20 protein-coding genes and 2 tRNA genes are annotated in these 16,832 nt (G+C 66.1%); 14 read left to right on the top strand and 8 right to left on the bottom strand.

Annotated elements, in window-relative coordinates; translation table 11 throughout:
* The first annotated feature begins 2 nt into the window (after positions 1 to 2).
* From QOL57_RS11065 to QOL57_RS11050, 4 genes are all read left to right on the top strand, one after another.
* A complete protein-coding gene (locus tag QOL57_RS11065; protein ID WP_089237370.1) occupies positions 3 to 590 on the top strand; it encodes an aminodeoxychorismate/anthranilate synthase component II in 588 nt (195 codons plus the stop codon).
* A gap of 16 nt (positions 591 to 606) precedes the next feature.
* The gene (trpD, locus tag QOL57_RS11060) at positions 607 to 1,638 is read left to right on the top strand and encodes an anthranilate phosphoribosyltransferase (RefSeq protein WP_089237368.1); all 1,032 of its coding nucleotides are present in this window, start codon (positions 607 to 609) and stop codon (positions 1,636 to 1,638) included.
* Between the two features lie 74 nt (positions 1,639 to 1,712).
* Positions 1,713 to 2,507 carry an indole-3-glycerol phosphate synthase TrpC gene (gene trpC / locus QOL57_RS11055; protein ID WP_033832398.1) on the top strand — a complete coding sequence of 265 codons (795 nt, stop codon included), beginning with the start codon at positions 1,713 to 1,715 and terminating at the stop codon, positions 2,505 to 2,507.
* A complete protein-coding gene (locus QOL57_RS11050) occupies positions 2,504 to 3,220 on the top strand; it encodes a haloacid dehalogenase-like hydrolase (RefSeq protein ID WP_089237366.1) in 717 nt (238 codons plus the stop codon). Before trpC ends, QOL57_RS11050 begins: the two co-directional genes overlap by 4 nt.
* 188 nt (positions 3,221 to 3,408) lie before the next feature.
* On the opposite strand, the gene QOL57_RS11045 is transcribed toward QOL57_RS11050, so the two are convergent.
* Together QOL57_RS11045 and crp are read right to left on the bottom strand one after the other, a co-directional pair.
* Positions 3,409 to 4,170: a sulfite exporter TauE/SafE family protein gene (locus QOL57_RS11045; RefSeq protein WP_089237364.1), complete on the bottom strand. Its 762-nt coding sequence runs from the start codon at positions 4,168 to 4,170 to the stop codon at positions 3,409 to 3,411.
* Between the two features lie 139 nt (positions 4,171 to 4,309).
* Positions 4,310 to 4,999: a cAMP-activated global transcriptional regulator CRP gene (crp, locus tag QOL57_RS11040; RefSeq protein WP_089238148.1), complete on the bottom strand. Its 690-nt coding sequence runs from the start codon at positions 4,997 to 4,999 to the stop codon at positions 4,310 to 4,312.
* 150 nt (positions 5,000 to 5,149) lie between these two features.
* On the opposite strand from crp, the gene speD reads away from it, so the two are divergent.
* Together speD and sugE are read left to right on the top strand one after the other, a co-directional pair.
* Positions 5,150 to 5,944, top strand: coding sequence for an adenosylmethionine decarboxylase (gene speD / locus QOL57_RS11035; RefSeq protein ID WP_025874620.1), 795 nt, complete (start codon positions 5,150 to 5,152; stop codon positions 5,942 to 5,944).
* A gap of 166 nt (positions 5,945 to 6,110) precedes the next feature.
* On the top strand, positions 6,111 to 6,431 hold the full coding sequence (sugE, locus tag QOL57_RS11030) for a quaternary ammonium compound efflux SMR transporter SugE (RefSeq protein WP_025874621.1): 321 nt from the start codon (positions 6,111 to 6,113) through the stop codon (positions 6,429 to 6,431).
* Positions 6,432 to 6,503: 72 nt separating this feature from the next.
* On the opposite strand, the gene coq7 is transcribed toward sugE, so the two are convergent.
* Positions 6,504 to 7,148: a 2-polyprenyl-3-methyl-6-methoxy-1,4-benzoquinone monooxygenase gene (coq7, locus tag QOL57_RS11025; RefSeq protein ID WP_089237362.1), complete on the bottom strand. Its 645-nt coding sequence runs from the start codon at positions 7,146 to 7,148 to the stop codon at positions 6,504 to 6,506.
* Between the two features lie 196 nt (positions 7,149 to 7,344).
* Here coq7 and rplM point away from each other — a divergent pair, with 196 nt between their 5' ends.
* Together rplM and rpsI are read left to right on the top strand one after the other, a co-directional pair.
* Positions 7,345 to 7,773, top strand: a complete 429-nt coding sequence (gene rplM, locus QOL57_RS11020) for a 50S ribosomal protein L13 (RefSeq protein ID WP_025874623.1) — start codon at positions 7,345 to 7,347, stop codon at positions 7,771 to 7,773.
* A 2-nt stretch (positions 7,774 to 7,775) separates the two neighbouring features.
* The gene (gene rpsI, locus QOL57_RS11015) at positions 7,776 to 8,168 is read left to right on the top strand and encodes a 30S ribosomal protein S9 (protein ID WP_005411311.1); all 393 of its coding nucleotides are present in this window, start codon (positions 7,776 to 7,778) and stop codon (positions 8,166 to 8,168) included.
* Between the two features lie 282 nt (positions 8,169 to 8,450).
* On the opposite strand, the gene QOL57_RS11010 is transcribed toward rpsI, so the two are convergent.
* A tRNA-Gln gene (locus tag QOL57_RS11010) sits at positions 8,451 to 8,524 on the bottom strand.
* A gap of 58 nt (positions 8,525 to 8,582) precedes the next feature.
* Positions 8,583 to 8,659 (bottom strand) — tRNA-Met (locus QOL57_RS11005).
* 121 nt (positions 8,660 to 8,780) lie between these two features.
* Here QOL57_RS11005 and QOL57_RS11000 point away from each other — a divergent pair.
* From QOL57_RS11000 to bfr, 4 genes are all read left to right on the top strand, one after another.
* On the top strand, positions 8,781 to 9,404 hold the full coding sequence (locus QOL57_RS11000; RefSeq protein WP_025874624.1) for an RNA pyrophosphohydrolase: 624 nt from the start codon (positions 8,781 to 8,783) through the stop codon (positions 9,402 to 9,404).
* The gene (locus QOL57_RS10995) at positions 9,401 to 9,703 is read left to right on the top strand and encodes a hypothetical protein (protein ID WP_240196533.1); all 303 of its coding nucleotides are present in this window, start codon (positions 9,401 to 9,403) and stop codon (positions 9,701 to 9,703) included. The genes QOL57_RS11000 and QOL57_RS10995 overlap by 4 nt, the downstream gene beginning before the upstream one ends.
* A gap of 135 nt (positions 9,704 to 9,838) precedes the next feature.
* Positions 9,839 to 10,048: a bacterioferritin-associated ferredoxin gene (locus QOL57_RS10990; protein ID WP_089237360.1), complete on the top strand. Its 210-nt coding sequence runs from the start codon at positions 9,839 to 9,841 to the stop codon at positions 10,046 to 10,048.
* 149 nt (positions 10,049 to 10,197) lie between these two features.
* A complete protein-coding gene (gene bfr / locus QOL57_RS10985; protein WP_025874625.1) occupies positions 10,198 to 10,668 on the top strand; it encodes a bacterioferritin in 471 nt (156 codons plus the stop codon).
* A gap of 1 nt (position 10,669) precedes the next feature.
* Here bfr and QOL57_RS10980 read toward each other — a convergent pair whose 3' ends face one another.
* From QOL57_RS10980 to QOL57_RS10970, 3 genes are read right to left on the bottom strand one after another with little or no spacing between them, the layout of a single operon-like run.
* Positions 10,670 to 12,874: an ATP-binding protein gene (locus tag QOL57_RS10980; RefSeq protein ID WP_089237358.1), complete on the bottom strand. Its 2,205-nt coding sequence runs from the start codon at positions 12,872 to 12,874 to the stop codon at positions 10,670 to 10,672.
* A complete protein-coding gene (locus tag QOL57_RS10975) occupies positions 12,875 to 14,773 on the bottom strand; it encodes an EAL domain-containing protein (RefSeq protein WP_089237356.1) in 1,899 nt (632 codons plus the stop codon).
* 44 nt (positions 14,774 to 14,817) lie between these two features.
* Positions 14,818 to 15,435 (bottom strand): DUF4126 domain-containing protein, encoded by a 618-nt coding sequence (locus QOL57_RS10970; protein ID WP_089237354.1) that lies wholly within the window; start codon positions 15,433 to 15,435, stop codon positions 14,818 to 14,820.
* Between the two features lie 178 nt (positions 15,436 to 15,613).
* Between QOL57_RS10970 and QOL57_RS10965 the strand changes: the two genes are divergently transcribed.
* Together QOL57_RS10965 and QOL57_RS10960 are read left to right on the top strand one after the other, a co-directional pair.
* Entirely contained in the window at positions 15,614 to 16,357 is a 744-nt protein-coding gene (locus QOL57_RS10965; protein ID WP_089237352.1) for a DUF6776 family protein, read from the top strand.
* A gap of 4 nt (positions 16,358 to 16,361) precedes the next feature.
* The gene (locus tag QOL57_RS10960; protein ID WP_089237350.1) at positions 16,362 to 16,826 is read left to right on the top strand and encodes a polymer-forming cytoskeletal protein; all 465 of its coding nucleotides are present in this window, start codon (positions 16,362 to 16,364) and stop codon (positions 16,824 to 16,826) included.
* Positions 16,827 to 16,832: the final 6 nt, after the last annotated feature.

Raw genomic sequence — 16,832 nt, 5'->3', positions numbered from 1 at the left:
CCATGTTGTGGATGATCGACAACTACGACAGCTTCACCTACAACCTCGTGCAGTACCTGCAGACGCTGGGCGCCGAGGTGAAGGTGGTGCGCAACGATGCGATGAGCGTGGACGAGATCGCCGCGCAGAAACCCGAGCGCATCGTCATTTCGCCCGGCCCGTGCACGCCCAACGAAGCGGGCGTGTCGCTGGAGCTGATCCAGCGCCTTGGGCCGACCACGCCGATCCTCGGCGTGTGCCTGGGCCACCAGGGCATCGGCCAGGTCTACGGTGGTACGGTCATCCGTGCCGGCAACATCATGCACGGCAAGACCTCGCCGATCCGGCATCAAGGCAAGGGCGTGTTCGCCGGTCTGCCGGACGGCTACCAGGCCACCCGCTACCACTCGCTGGTGGTGGACAAGAACAGCCTGCCCGATGCGCTGGAAGTGACCGCGTGGACCGAGAACGAGGATGGCTCGATCGAAGAAATCATGGGCCTGCGCCACCGCCAGTTCCCGGTCGAAGGCGTGCAGTTCCACCCCGAATCGATCCTCACCGAGCATGGCCACGCGCTGCTGCGCAATTTCCTGCAGCGCCCGGCTGCCTGATCCAAGGAGTATTCCGATGAGCTTCTCCCCCCAGGAAGCCCTGCAACGCACCATCGAGCATCGCGAGATCTTCTTCGACGAAATGGTCGACCTGATGCGGCAGATCATGCGCGGCGACGTCTCGCCGATGATGACCGCCGCCATCCTCACCGGCCTGCGGGTGAAGAAGGAAACCATCGACGAGATCGCTGCCGCCGCAACGGTGATGCGCGAGTTCGCGCTGGCCGTGCCGGTCGCCGATACCACCCACCTGGTCGACATCGTCGGCACCGGTGGCGATGGCTCGCATACCTTCAACATCTCCACCTGCGCGATGTTCGTTGCCGCTGCCGCCGGCGCGCGCGTGGCCAAGCATGGCAACCGCAGCGTGTCGTCCAAGTCCGGCAGTGCCGATGCGGTCGAAGCGCTGGGCGCGGCGATCGAGCTGCAGCCTGCGCAGGTGGCCGCGGCCATCGAACAGACCGGCATCGGCTTCATGTTCGCGCCGATCCACCACCCGTCGATGAAGGTGGTGGCGCCGGTGCGTCGCGAGATGGGGGTGCGCACCATCTTCAACATCCTCGGTCCGCTGACCAACCCGGCCAATGCGCCGTCGGTGCTGATGGGCGTGTTCCATCCCGATCTGGTGGGCATCCAGGCGCGCGTGCTGCGCGAACTGGGCGCCGAGCGCGCGATGGTGGTGTGGGGCCGCGACAACATGGATGAGATCTCGCTGGGCGCCGGCACCCTGGTCGGTGAGCTGCGCGACGGCAAGGTGCGCGAGTACGAGATCCACCCGGAAGACTTCGGCATCGCCATGTCGGCCAGCCGCAACCTGCGCGTGGACGGCCCGGAACAGTCCATCGCCATGCTGCGTGCGGTGCTCGACAACGAGCCGGGCCCGGCACTGGACATCGTCGCCCTGAATGCGGGCGCGGCGTTGTACGTGGCCGGCGTGGCCAGCGATATCGGCGACGGCCTGGCCCGCGCCCGCGCGGTCATCGCCGATGGCAGCGCCCGTGCCCGCCTGCAGCAGTATGTCGATACCACCCGCGCACTGGTTGCCTGAGCGCGCGGTTCAGCCTGACCCACCCGATGGCCGATAATGGTCGTCCTCACCGCCCCAGCACCGACCCGACGACGATGAGCGATATCCTGCAGACGATCCTGGCCCGCAAGGCCGAAGAAGTAGCCCAGCGCCGCGCACAGCGACCGCTTGAGGAGCTGCAGGCGGCGCTGGCCGATGCGCCCCCGGTGCGCGGCTTCGTGCGCGCGCTGCAGGCTGCCGTCGCCAATGGCGATCCAGCGGTGATTGCCGAAGTAAAGAAGGCCAGCCCGTCCAAGGGCGTGATCCGCCCCGACTTCCGCCCGGCCGACATCGCGGTCAGCTATGAGTTCGGCGGCGCCAGCTGCCTGTCGGTGCTGACCGACGTCGACTTCTTCCAGGGGGCCGATGCCTACCTGCAGCAGGCGCGCGAAGCCTGCACGCTGCCGGTGCTGCGCAAGGACTTCGTGATCGACGCCTACCAGGTGGTCGAGGCGCGCGTGCTCGGCGCCGACTGCATCCTGCTGATCGTTGCCGCGCTGGACGATACGCAGCTGGCCACGCTGTCCGAACTGGCGATGTCGCTGGGCATGGACGTGCTGGTGGAAGTGCACGACATCGATGAGCTGGAGCGTGCACTGCAGGTGCCGGCGCCGATGATCGGCATCAACAACCGCAACCTGCGCACCTTCGAGGTGTCGCTGCAGACCACCCTGGACATGCGCCTGGCCGTGCCGCGCGACCGCCTGCTGGTCACCGAGAGCGGCATTCTCGGCCCGCAGGATGTGGCGCTGATGCGCGATGCCGGCATCCACTCGTTCCTGGTCGGCGAGGCCTTCATGCGCGTGGAAGAGCCGGGCGAGGGTCTGCGTCAGCTATTCTTCGCAGCATGAAAACGTACTATCCAACGCCGCGCGAGGATGCGCCGCTGGTGGTCTTCGACTTCGACCACACCCTGTATGACGGCGATTCGGGTACCCACCTGTTCGCCTCGCTGATCAAGCGCAACCCGCTGCGGATGCTGGCGGCGCTGCTGGTCACCCCGATTGCCGGGCCGATGGTGGCGATGCTGCCAACCCGCCGTGCCGGCATTTCGGTCTACGTCTGGATCGGCAGCTTCGGCCTGCACCGCGCACGCGAGTTCAACAAGGTGATCGATGCCTACGTGCTGCGCAACGAGGTGCAGATGCGCGCCAAGCTGTTGCCGCAGGCGCTGGAGGTGTTCGCCGCGCACCGTGCCAAGGGCGATCGCGTGGTGGTGGCCACCGGCGCACCGCCGGAGCTTGCCCGCGCGATCCTGGCCTTCGTCGCCCACCAGGACGTGCCGGTGATCGGCACCGAAGTGGGGCCGCGTCTGGGCGGGGTAGGGCCGACCCGTCACTGCCACAACGAAGAGAAGATGCGCATGCTGCGCGAGCGCGGCTACGGCGATATCGATATCGCCTATTCCGACAGCACCGCCGACCTGCCGCTGCTGCTTGCGGCGAAAGCGCCGGTGGTGGTCAACCCGAAGCCTGCCAAGGTGGAATTCTTCCGCCGCGTGCTGCCGGCCGGCACCCGCATCCTCAACTGGGGCTGCGTGGACCGCGGTGGCGACAAGGCATAGTCCGGGGTCAGATCCCCGCAGGCGCTCTGACCCCATCGCACGATGACGGGTCTGCCAGGCAAGGACCCAATAGTGCCGGCCGCTGGCCGGCAACCCTGCACGCGCTTCCGCAGGCCATGAGGTTGCCGGCCAGCGGCCGGCACTACCGCAGCCCACGTGGGTAGCGCCGGGCCATGCCCGGCGAGCGGTCAGCGGTACAGGTACCCGAACAGCGCATGGCCCACCTGGAACAGGCTGATGCCCAGCACCAGCACGCCCACTGCGACCAGTACCCAGCGTTCCTTCACCCGCTTCACCAGCACCGCCGCCACCGGCGCGGCCATCATGCCGCCGATCAGCAGGCCGGCGACGATCTGCAGGTGCTGCACGCCCATCGACAGCAGGAACGTGGCCGAAATGGTCAAGGTGACCACGAACTCGGCTGCGTTGACGGTGCCGATCGTGGTCCTGGCCTGACCGCCGCGGGCGAGCAGGGTGGAGGTGGCCACCGGGCCCCAGCCGCCGCCGCCGCTGGCATCGAGCAGGCCGGCGAAGAATCCCAGCACCGGCACCCGGCGGATCTCGCCCCTGGGCATCCAGCGGCCGGCCGCGCGGGCCAGGATGATGATGGCCAGCACCAGCAGGTACAGGTAGATCAGCGGGCGGATCAGGTCGCCAGGGACCTGTGTCAGCACGTACGCGCCGAGTGCACCGCCCAGTGCGCCGGGCAGGGCGAGGCGGAAGAACAGGCGTTTGTCGACATTGCCGGCGACCAGATGCGACACACCGGAGGCCCCGGTGGTGAACACTTCAGCGGTATGCACGCTGGCGCTGACCTGTGCGGGAGGCAGCCCCATGCTGAGCAGCACTGATGAAGAAACCAGTCCGAATGCCATGCCCAGCGCGCCATCAACCAGCTGTGCGCCGAGGCCGATGAGGATGAACCACCAGAATTCGCTGCTCAGCTCCATGGATCGAGCCTAGCGGATGCGGGTGTGCGCGACATGCGATGGCGTGTCGCACGTACGACAATCCGCCGGGCATGACCCGGCGCTACCGCGGTGGAGACCTTGGGGTAGCGCCGGGCCATGCCCGGCGGACATCTGTCGATCAACGGGTGCCGTACAGCACCACGGTCTTGCCGCGGGCGTGCAGCAGGCCGTCGGTCTGCAGCTTCTTCAACACCCGGCCGGCCATTTCGCGCGAGCAGCCGACCAGACGGGCCAGTTCCTGGCGTGAGACGCGCAGCTGGCTGCCCTGCGGGTGAGTCATCGACTCCGGCTCCTGCGCCAGATCGTGCAGGGTGCGCACGATACGGTCGGTGACATCCAGGAAGGCCAGACGGCTGGCCTTGCGGCTGGTGTCCAGCAGGCGCTTGGAGATCTGCTGGCCCAGCGCGTACAGCAGGCGCGGGGCATCAGCCGACAGCGGGCCGAGGAACAGTTGATGCAGCCGCTCGTAGCTGATTTCGGCCAGCTCACAGGCAGTCCGGGTGCGCAGGATCACCTCGCGGCGGTCCGACTCCACGAACAGGCCCATCTCGCCGACGAACTCGCCGGCGCCGAAATAGCCCAGTACCAGCTCACGGTCCTCCTCCTCCTCGGCCATGATCGAAACCGAGCCGCTGATGACGTAATACAGAGTGCCAGCCGGGTCACCGGGTCGGAAGACGTCGGTACGGGTGGGATAGCGCCGCCTGTGGCTGTGGGCCAGAAAGCGGTCGATTGTTGCGATGTCCAAGGCCAATGGGCTGCTAGCTAGGCGCACGGTTGACACGATAGGGGCGCTCCCTCTGCGCATGAACGGATTCACGGGGTCGATAGCGGAGCTTAACCAGCGCAATTGTTAAGGGCAAACAGTGTGCCAGAAGCTGAGCGTCTTCACGTTCCCCCTGGAGACACTTATGCCGCATAATTCACCCTTTCCCTTCTTACACAGGAATCGACCGCCGTGGTCAAGCCGTTGCCTCGCCTGAGGTTGCAGGGTTTCAACAACCTCACCAAGGCGCTGAGCTTCAACATCTATGACGTGTGTTACGCGCGCACCGAAGAGGAGCGTCAGCGTTACATTGAATACATCGATGAAGAGTACAACGCCGACAGGCTTACTCAAATCTTGACCGATGTCGCTGAGATCATCGGCGCCAACATCCTCAACGTGGCGCGCCAGGATTACGATCCGCAGGGTGCCTCGGTGACGATCCTGATCTCCGAAGAGCCGGTGATCGACAAGAAGCAGGCCGGCAAGGAGTTGATTTCCGATGCCGTGGTCGCGCACATGGACAAGTCGCACATCACCGTGCACACCTATCCGGAAACGCACCCGCAGGAAGGCATTGCCACCTTCCGCGCCGATATCGACGTGGCTACCTGCGGCGTCATTTCGCCGTTGAAGGCACTGAACTACCTGATCGAGAGCCTGGAATCGGACATCGTGATCATGGACTACCGTGTCCGTGGCTTCACGCGTGATGTGAAGGGCAAGAAGCACTACATCGATCACAAGATCAACTCGATCCAGAACTTCCTGGCCAAGAACATCAAGTCGCGTTACGAGATGTTCGACGTCAACGTCTACCAGGAAAACATCTTCCACACGAAGATGCACCTGAAGGACTTCGACCTGGACCAGTACCTGTTCGAGGAGAAGGCCAAGAACATCTCGTTCAAGGAACGCATGAAGATCGAAGCGCTGCTGCGTCGTGAGATCGAAGAGCTGTTCCACGGCCGCAACCTGGCTGAGTGACCCATGCGCGATGCCGTCAGGCATCGCCACCCAGGCGGGACGCCCCGCCCCGTGGAGCCTGCGCTTGGCGCAATCTTCAGTTCCACGGCGATGTACCGACCTACGGCCCGGTGTGAAAACACCGGGCCGTTTCGTTTTTCTCAAAAAAGGTAAGGAGCCCCCACCCATGCCCTGGATCTATCTGCTGCTGGCCGGTCTGTTCGAGATCGGATTCGCCCTTGGAATGAAGTACTCCGAAGGTTTCAGCAAACCCGTGCCGACCGCCCTGACGGTGGTGTCGGCCCTGATCAGCCTGTACCTGATGAGCCAGGCGATGAAGAACATTCCGGTCGGCACGGCCTATGCGATCTGGACCGGCATCGGCGCCATGGGCGTGACGGTGCTGGGCATCTATCTGTTCAACGACAGCGCCTCGCCGGCCCGCCTGGCCTGCGTGGGCCTGATCGTGGCCGGTGTGATCGGCCTGAAGCTGGTGTCGCCCAACTGAAAGGTGGCCCGACCAACGGTCGGGCCCCGCCGTGTGGTTTGGTAGGCCCCCACCGTTGGTGGGGGCTTCCCCTCAAATGCGGTAGGCAATGGTCTTCATCACCTTTGAGGCCAGCGCCATCGCGCCGGGAATCGGGAACGGCAGGCGGCGTGCGCCGGCCTGCTCGGCATGCTCGGCATGCCGGGCCTCGTCTTCCTTCATCACCCGGATGACCGCGCGGCTGCGCAGGTCGCCGGCAGGCAGGTCGACCAGGTGTTTGTCCAGATGGGCTTCCACCTGGCGCTCGGTCTCGACCACGAAGCCAAGGTTCCAGCCATCGCCGCGCAGCCCGGCCAGGGTACCGATGGTGTAGCTGCCGGCGTACCAGAGCGGATTGAACAGGCTCGGGCGGCTGTCCAGCTCGCCCAGCCGGGTGGCGCACCACGCCAGGTGATCGGTCTCTTCCTGGGCCGCTTCCAGCAGGTGCTCGCGGGTTGCCGGGTCGCGCGCCACCGCGGCCTGGCCGAAATACAAGCCCTGGGCGCAGACCTCACCGACATGGTTGATCCGCATCAGCCCGGCCGCGTGGCGACGCTGCGTGCTGTCCATGCCGGGCTCGCCGGTGTCCGTGGCCGGATAGGGGCGGCTGGCCGGCGGGTTGCCGAACACCGTGTCCAAGGCGCGCTGCGCCTCGGTCAGCAGGTGGTCCAGCGGGGTGGTCTGGCGAAGCACGGTCATGGCGGCACGGCGTGGAGCGGGGGAGGCCCGATTCTCGCCCGGCCCCGGTCCCCTGCCAACCCGGGGCAGAAGGTGGGTTGCACCCGCCAGCCAAGCTGCGTACAATGCCGCCCCTTACGCTCCACCTTTCACAACGCGTGGCAGAGTTCCGGCGAGTTCTTCGCCGCAATGAGCCCGACCTAACCAAGAGTTCTTCATGAGCACTTTCACTGCCAAGAACGAGACCGTCCAGCGCGACTGGTACCTCGTCGACGCCGAGGGCAAGACCCTGGGCCGTCTCTGCACCGAGCTGGCCCGCCGTCTGCGTGGCAAGCACAAGCCGGTCTACACCCCGCACGTTGATACCGGCGACTACCTGGTCGTCATCAATGCAGAAAAGATTGTCGTCACCGGCAAGAAGCTGCAGGACAAGATGTATCACCGTTTCACCGGTTACATCGGCAACCTGAAGACCGAATCCCTCGCCCAGGCGCTTGAGCGCCACCCGGAGCGCGTGATCGAGACCGCCGTCAAGGGCATGCTGCCGAAGGGCACGCTGGGTCGCCAGATGTACCGCAAGCTCAAGGTCTACGCCGGCACTGAGCATCCGCACGCCGCACAGCAGCCGCAGGTTCTGGATATCTAATCATGGCTATCACTCAAAACTACGGCACTGGCCGCCGCAAGTCCTCCACCGCTCGCGTGTTCCTGCGCAAGGGTTCGGGCAACATCACCGTCAATGGCCGTCCGCTGGACGAGTTCTTCGGCCGTGAGACCGCTCGCATGATCGTGCGCCAGCCGCTCGAGCTGACCAAGAACACCGAGAGCTTCGACATCCTGGTCACCGCCGCTGGCGGCGGCACCACCGGCCAGGCCGGTGCGATCCGTCTGGGCATCGCCCGTGCTCTGGTCGAGTACGACGAGACCCTGAAGTCCGAGCTGCGCAAGGCCGGCTTCATGACCCGCGACGCCCGCGAAGTCGAACGTAAGAAGGTCGGTCTGCACAAGGCCCGCCGCGCCACCCAGTTCTCCAAGCGCTGATCTGCTGCGCCTGGTGGGGCTCCCTCGGGAGCCCGCTGGTTGGAAACGCAAAAGCCCGGCTTCGGCCGGGCTTTTGTCGTTCTGGGGGTGTGCATTTCGAGGTTGCCGGCCAGCGGCCGGCACTCCCCGTGGTTCCGCATACCCGACCCCGGAGTTCTGTCTGGAGCAGAGCCCCCTTGATGTTCAAGGGGGTGCGCCGACAGGCGCGGGGATAAGGTGGAATGCGTGACCAAATTAAACGCAAAAGGCCAGATCTTTCGATCTGGCCTTTTGCGTTTAATTTGGCTGCCCCTGATGGATTCGAACCACCGATGCCTGAGTCAGAGTCAGGTGCCTTACCGCTTGGCTAAGGGGCAATGTAACGTGTAACTATTTTCTCACTCTTCACGCTGAAAAACAACTTGATTTTCAGTGTGGTGGCTATGGGTGGACTCGAACCACCGACCCCAGCATTATGAGTGCTGTGCTCTAACCGGCTGAGCTACATAGCCTTGGTGAGCCCGCTATTCTGCTGATGTGTACAAGGACTGTCAACACCTTTGTATCGAGCTTGTGGCCCGACAGACGGCATGGGATAGTCCCAACCAGTAGATTTTCTTAGGAGTCCGCATCGTGATCGATCCGGACGGCTATCGACCGAACGTCGGCATCGTGCTGATGCGGCAGGACGGGCAGGTGTTCTGGGCACGACGTGTGCGCCGGGATGGCTGGCAGTTCCCGCAGGGTGGCATGAACACCGACGAGACGCCTGTCGAGGCCATGTATCGTGAACTGCAGGAAGAGACCGGGCTGTTGCCGGAGCACGTTGAAGTGCTCGGGGCGACACCGGGCTGGCTGCGTTACAAGCTGCCGGCGCGTGCCATCCGCCGCAATGAACGCCAGGTCTGCATCGGCCAGAAGCAGGTCTGGTTCCTGCTGCGCCTGACCGGTGACGAGGCGCACGTCAGCCTGGACCATACCGACTCGCCCGAGTTCGATCATTGGCGCTGGGTCGACTTCTGGTACCCGGTGGAGCATGTGGTGGTGTTCAAGCGTGGCGTCTATGCGCGCGCCCTGCGACATCTGGCGCCGTTGGCCCAGGGGGTGGCGGGGCAGGGCATCAGTGCCATGCCCAAGAGCGCTGCCGAGGCCTGGATGCCAGGCCACGCCGCCGGCCATGACAGGCCCAGGAAGCGCACACCCATGCGCGGCGGGTACTGGCCGCGGAAAGCCAAGGGTGAACCGGGAGCGGTTTGACGCGCAGGCTGCGCAACGAGCGGGTCGATCGGTCGCAACGCAGCGCTGCCGGCTATTTCCGGCAAGGACTGGTTGTCCGCCTGGCAAGCCTCCCCTGGCTGTTGTTGAGCGTGGTGGTTCTCGGCGACCTCGCATGGATGCCGCTTGCGCTGGGGGCGTGCCTCGCCTTCGCGACCTGTGCAGGTGCGCTGTTGCTGGCGGACCACCTGCTGCGGCTGAGAGCGGCAGGCGGGGGCGTGCAGTGGCTGATCGTCTTCTTCAGTGCACCGGTGCTGGCGCTAGGGCTGCTGCGTCTGTAGCCCCCTCATCGCGGGCGGGTTCGGCGGGACGCTGAACCGTATCGAGAATGGTTCAGGTCTCTGATTGACAACCATTCTCGTTTCCATTGGAATAGCGACCAGGCCGCTACTGGCCTGCTGCCCTGGTTCCCGCCCGTGTACGTCTGCATCTGCAACGGTGTTACCGACCACCAGATCCGCGAAGCCGCCAGCCATGGCGTCACGTCGGTGGCCGAGCTGACCATGCGCACCGGATGCGGCGCTACCTGCGGTTCCTGCCTGGACATGGCCGGCGATCTGCTGGCCAAGGCACGTGCCACCCACGATCTGCCGTTGCCGGTACTGGGGCTGGCGCAGGTCGCCTGAGTCGTCTCGCAGCGCGTTGACGCTGCATTCTCCTGATCTTCATTGCGGGCCGCGCGGGCCGCACTGGCCAATGCGCACGATTCGCGTTCCTTCACGCGCGCGCGCAAGGCGTTACAGTGCCCGCGATTTCAGCGTGCAGGAGCATCCCCATGAAGGGCGACACCAAGGTCATCGAATTCCTCAACAAGGTCCTCTACAACGAGCTGACCGCGATCAACCAGTACTTCCTGCACGCCAAGATGCTGAAGAACTGGGGCATCAAGGAACTGGCCGAACACGAGTACAAGGAATCGATCGAGGAGATGAAGCATGCCGACATGCTCGCCGATCGCATCCTGTTCCTCGAAGGCCTGCCGAACTTCCAGGCGCTGGGCAAGCTGCGCATCGGTGAGAACCCGACCGAGATCCTGCAGTGCGATCTGTCGCTGGAACGCGATGGCGTGGTCACGCTGCGCGAGGCCGTGGCCTACGCCGATTCGGTCGGCGACTACGTCAGCCGCCAGCTGTTCGTGAAGATCCTCGACTCCGAGGAAGAGCACATCGACTGGCTGGAAACCCAGCTGGAGCTGATCGAGCGCATCGGTGAGCCGAAGTACCTGCTGAGCAAGCTCGAAGAGTGATTCAGCGGGCCTGGCCGGCGAGATAGCCGGTCAGCGCCACGCGTGCGCGGGCGAACTCCGCCACCAGTAGCGCCACTGCCACGGCAGGGCGCTGCAGGCTGCCACTGCGGGCTTCGTGTTCGATCCGCCGCGCCACTGCTGACAGCGACAGCGCGCCGACGTTGGCACTGGAGGATTTCAGGCTGTGCGACAGCGCCTGCAGGCGTTCGATGTCGTTGCCCTGCGCTGCCTGCTGCAACTGCTGCACCAGCTGCGGTGCGTCTTCCAGGAATACCGTCACGATCTGTGCAGCGGCATCGCCGATCACCGCGTGCAGCTCATCCAGCACGCTGCGATCAAGCACCGGCTGTGGAATCGGGATCGAGCGTGCTCGTTCATCGCGCGGGCCTTCGCCGTCGGGCGCGCTCGGCGCTGCGGGCAATGGCACAGGTTCCGGCAGCGGTGAATGTCCGCGATCCGCGGATACCCGGCCCCAACGTTGCAGCAACGCATGCAGCGCCTCCCGCGCGATCGGCTTGGACAGATAGTCGTCCATGCCTGCCTGCAGGCAACGTTCGCGATCACCCGCCATGGCATTCGCAGTCATCGCGATGATCGGCAGCCGCGTGCGCCCCGCATCGGCTTCTTCCTCGCGCCAGCGCTGTGTTGCGCCGTAGCCGTCGAGCACTGGCATCTGGCAATCCATCAGCACGACGTCGATTCCACCTTCGCGCAGCAGTGCGAGGGCCTGCTCGCCGTCGGCGGCGTTGCGCACCTGGCACTGGAAGACCCGCAGCAGGTGCTCGGCCACCATCCGGTTGACCGTATTGTCCTCGACCAGCAGGACACGCAGATCCAATGACGGCAGCGTGGCGGCCGGCTGTGCGTCTTCGGCGTTGGCCAGCAGTGCTGCCGGACGCGCGGTGGCGGTTGGCTGCGCCAGCAGCGCGTGCAGGGCGGCATCGTTGAATGTGCTGTGCAGCTGCTGCTGGCGCGGTCGCAGCGTGATCGGATCGTCCTGCAGCCACAGTACCTGCAGCGTGTCGTCGGCACCGCGCTCGGCCAGGGCCCGCTGCAGGGCCGCCTCGCCATTGCGGCGTTGGCGCGCGTCGATCAGCAGCCATGCCGGCGTGCTCTGGCCCGGACGTGGCGCTGCGCGCAGGCGTTCCATTGCCTCATCGATGCTGGCCAGCAGCTGTACCTGCAGGCCGTGGTGCGCGGCGATGCGTTCGACGCGTAGCTGCAGCTGCGTATCGGCGGTGTACAGCAGCAGCGCTGCCGGCGAGCGTGCCAGCGCCGGCAGATCGCCGGGGACCTTCAGCAGCGGTATTTCGAACCAGAAGGTTGCACCCTGTCCCGGGGTCGACCGCACGCCGATGTCGCCATGCATCAGGTCGGTGATGCGCTTGCAGATGGCCAGGCCCAGGCCGGTGCCACCGTAGATGCGGGTGGTGGACGCGTCGGCCTGGCTGAAGGACTGGAACAGCCGCGCCTGCTGGGCCTCATCGATGCCGATGCCGGTGTCGACCACTTCGAAACGCAGCTGGTGCTGGGCGGGGCCTTCGCCCAGCCGCTGCACGCGCAGCTGCACCTGGCCACGTGCGGTGAACTTGATGGCATTGGCCAGCAGATTGCCCAGTACCTGGCGCAGGCGCACCGGGTCACCACGTACCGGCAGGCGCACGGCCGGATCCAGTTGCAGGCTCAGCGTCAGGCCCTTGGCTTCGGCGGCGCGCTGCAGCAGCTGCACCACGCCGTCGAGCAGTTCGCGCAGGTTGAAGCTGGTGATCTCCAGTTCCAGTGCCTGCGCTTCCAGTCGCGAGTAATCGAGGATGTCATCGACGATGCGCAGCAGCTGCTGCGAGCTGGCCGAGGCAGTGGCCAGCATCTGCCGCTGGTCCTCGCCGAGCGGACCACGGGCGATCAGTTCCAGCATCGGCAGGATGCCGTTGAGCGGCGTGCGGATCTCATGGCTCATGGTGGCCAGGAACTCGCCCTTGGCCAGCACCGCCGCTTCGGCCGCCTGCTTGGCCTGCAGCAGCTGATGTTCCAGCTGGCCCTGGCGCTCGGTGGTGCGCCGCAGCTGATCGCGCTCGCTGATCAGGGTGATGCGGTCGCGCTGCAGTGCCGCCAGCGCGTGACTGCGCGAACGCAATCGCAGGCCCAGTACCAGCAGGGCGATGATGGCCAAGGCCAGCACCGCCAGCAGCGCGACCGTCGATGACACTCAGAGCACCGCGTTGTGGAAGTCGAAGTTCAGGTCGCTGCCGGCCGACTGCACCATGTTGCCCTGGATGTAATCGACACCACCGACCCACATCGCGGCCGCTGCCTGCGGATCCTCGATCTGCTGGCCGATGATCTGCAGGCCGGCTGCGTGCGCCTGCTCGATCGATCGGCGCAGTTCTTCGCGCGTATCCGGGTTGGAGTGGCTGCTGGAAAAGCGTGCGGCCATGCGCACGAACGACAGCGGCAGCTGGGTGAGCAGGGCCAGGGCTTCGCTGCCCGGTTCGAACTGGCTCAGGCAGAAGCGCACGCCGACGCTGGCCATGCGCTGGCAGAACTGCTGCAACGGCACGGTGTGGATCAGCGCATCGGGCAGGCGCACGTCGATCACCAGCGCGCTGCCGGGCAGGCGGCGTTGCTGCAGCGATTCCAGCAGCCAGTCGGCGAACGCATCGCGCTGCAGGGTACGCAGCGACTGCGAGACGAACAGGTTCAGCGGCTGGGTGGCATGGCGATAGAGGTCGAGCAGGCCCATCGCATGCTCCAGCACCTGCTGGTCGAGGTCGGCGATGCGGCCGGCAGCTTCTGCCGCCGGAATCACCTGGCCGGCGGTCAGCACGCTGCCATCGGCCCGGCGCAGGCGCAGCAGCAGCTGGTACTGCGCACTGCTGCCGCCGGCGACGGCGACGATCGGCTGGTAAGCGAGCTCCAGCTGGCCTTCCAGCAGCGCCAGGTGTTCCTGCTCGGTGGTCACCTGGCGATGCACATGACCCGCCACGCCGGCGCTGAGCAGGCGCGCCTGCAGGGTGGTGCGTTCGACCGCTTCCAGGGCGCTGCTGGCATCGTCGAAACCCGGCGACAGCGGCGCGTAGCCGACCACACCACGCAGGTGCACCGATTCGTCGTCGCGGATCACGAAGGCGCGCGCGGACAACTGCTCGCGCAGGGTGCCGGCAATCGCTTCCAGGCTCTCCTCATCGGTGTTGCGTGCCAGCAACAGGAAGCTGTTGTCGTTCAGGCGCGCCAACAGGTGCGGATGGCCAGCTTCGGCAAGGCGTTGCCCGGCCTGCACCATCAGGCGCTCGAAGGCCGCGTAGCCGTAGCGCTCGCGCAGGCCCAGCGCGCTGGAGATTTCCACGAAGAACACGCCACCGCGTTCGTGCTGGGCAAGCGTTGCGTTGAGCTGCTGCAGCACATGGTGGCGCGTGGGCAGCCCGGTTTCCGGGTTGCTGGTGGCCGGTGCGCCGTTGGCACCCGGCAGGGTCGCGGCCTGCGCGCGTGCGCGGCGGATACGGTTGGCCACCGCGGCGATCAGGTGGCGTGGCCGGATCGGCTTGCTCAGGTAGTCGTCGGCGCCGCAGTCGAGCACTTCGAACTGGCGCTCCGGGTCCGGGTCGCCGCTGAGGAATACGATCGGCAGCAGCTGCATGCCAGGCTGCTGGCGGATCATCGCGGTCAGCCGCATGCCATCCAGCCCGGGCAGGTGCAGATCCATCAGGATCAGGTCCGGGCGCTGCTCGCGGATGGACTGCTGCACGCCATCGGCGTCGCCGAGCACGATCGCCTGCATGCCGGCGCCATGCAGCACGCTCTGCGCGAACAGCGCCTGGGCACGGTCGTCTTCGACGATCAGCACGCGGTAGGGCGAGTCGGCGTCGACAGGCGCCATGTCATTGTTGCCCGCCTCTGGCAGTGCTGCGGCGGAGGGCAGCGGCGGCGGCGCAGTCAGTCGGGTACCGTCGCTGGGTGCTGACGAGGCCGGCACCTGCGCGGTCTTTGACGACGGTGCCTCGGCAGGCGTGGCCGCAGCCAAGGGAGCGGCCCAACGTTGCCAATGATCGGCCGGAGGGGTTTCAGCGCGTCCCGGGCGGGGGCCCGCGGCGGATTCGTTTGCGGCCATCGATGCTCCTGGTGTTCGCCGCCATTATGCGACAAGCCCGCCGATCAGCCGGTACCGGGTTGCCGTTGTCCGTCGTCGCTGCCGCCACGTGCCAACCAGCGCACGCTTTTCCACAGGGTGCGCCAGACCAGCCAGACCAGCAATGCACCGGCCAGGCTGCAGGCCAGCACCACCACCAGCGCGATCCATGGATGCGCCAGCGCGAGCGCCAGCCCGCCGATCACCACGGTATCTTCGGCCGCCGAGGCGACCCAGTTGCTGGCCGGCTCCGGCGATGTGTTGAGCAGGGCGCGGGTGCCGGCCTTCAGGCCGTGGCTGGCCAGTGCAACGCCCGCGCCGGCCACCAGTGCACCGGTGCCCAGGTCGCCATCGGGTGACAATGTCGCTGCTGCCAGGAAGGCACCGGCGGGTACGCGCGCGAGGGTCTGCACCAGGTCCCAGGCTGAATCGACGCCGGGAATCTTGTCCGCGAAGAACTCGGCGATGGCCAGCGCCGCCGACGTGCCCAGCACCCACCACGACTCGGTGGCCTGCAGCGCCGGTGGCAGGTCGACCCAGCCGAGCAGGCCGGCAATGCCGACGCCGAATACGGTGAGGTAGACGCGGATGCCGGCCAGCCAGGCCAGCAGGATGCCGATCACGAACAGGTGGGCTTCGGTCATGGCGGGCTCCGGCGGCGGAACTGTGCGGGGTGCCACACTATCGACGATGGAGTGGCTGAATGCCACCGCCCGGTGCCGGCCGGCACCGGGGAAACCTGCCGTTCCTGTCATACACTAGCCCGTCGTTTGCCCCAGGGGCCGTACTGGCGTCGCCACTGCGATGCCACGGAGACTACCCATGAACAACCGCCCTCCCATGCGTGTGCAGGTCCGCCTTCCCGGTGCCCCGCAACCACCCGCCGACCGCCGTCGCCTGCTGGTGATCGCGGGCATCTGGCTGCTGAGCCTGGTGCTTGCGGTGCTGGGTGGCTGCTGGCTGGGTGCGCCGCGCGGTGAACAGGGCCAGCGCGTGCAGGTTGCCGAGAAGCGTGCCGATACCCTGCAGACCCAGTTGACCGAGCTGCAGCAGAAGCAGGCCACGCTGGAAGCGTCGGACCGCATCAGCCGCGCCGCCAACAACGAAGTGCAGTCTTCACTGGCCGAGCGCGATGAAGAGATCGCCGGCCTGCGTGCTGACGTCGCCTTCTACGAACGCCTGGTGGGCTCGACCAGCCAGCGCAAGGGCCTGAACACCCATTCGATTGAATTCAGCCCGGAATCGGCCGGCACCTGGCAGTACAGCGTGGTGCTGACCCAGAACCTCAACCGGGGCGCGATCAGCCAGGGCCAGATGCGTTTCACGGTGGAAGGCGTGAAGAACGGCAAACTGGCCACCATCAGCTGGGACGAGCTGCACCAGCGCAGCAAAGTGCCGGGACAGGATTACTCGTTCCGGTACTTCCAGCAGCTCACCGGCAGCGTGATGCTGCCGGCTGACTTCACCCCGCAACGGGTGAAGGTGACATTGGGGAGTGGTGCGGGGGGCACCACGCAGGTATTCGACTGGAAACAGGCCGGCGCACCGGCCAGCAAAGGGGAGTAGGCAGATGTTCGGAAGCAGCAAATCCAGCCGTGATGGCCAACTGGTGGTGGATGCCCTGATCGGCAACCAGGTGGTGATCCGTGGCGATGTGGAATTCAGTGGTGGCCTGTACGTGGAAGGTCGCATCCACGGCAAGGTGATTGCCCAGGAGGGCGCCAGCGCGGCGACCCTGACCCTCGCCGAGCATGGCGTGATCGAGGGTGAGATCCGCGCCCAGGTAGTGGTCATCAGTGGCCGCCTTGATGGCGACGTGCATGCCACCGAGAAGGTCGAACTGACCCCGAGTGCGCGGGTCAACGGCAACGTTCATTACCAGGTAGTGGAAATGAACGCGGGTGCCCAGCTGAACGGCCGGCTGATCCATGCCAGCGCCCCGATGCAGGCCCTGCCAGCGCCGGAGAGCCAGGACGCCGGTGACGGCAAGGGCGACACCGCCGCACGCCGCAAGCTGGCCGAGGCGATGGCTTGAAAGCCA

This window comes from Stenotrophomonas sp. yr243 (assembly GCF_900184195.1).
GTDB classification, from domain to species: domain Bacteria; phylum Pseudomonadota; class Gammaproteobacteria; order Xanthomonadales; family Xanthomonadaceae; genus Stenotrophomonas; species Stenotrophomonas lactitubi.
This window is presented reverse-complemented; position numbering and strand designations above follow the sequence as displayed.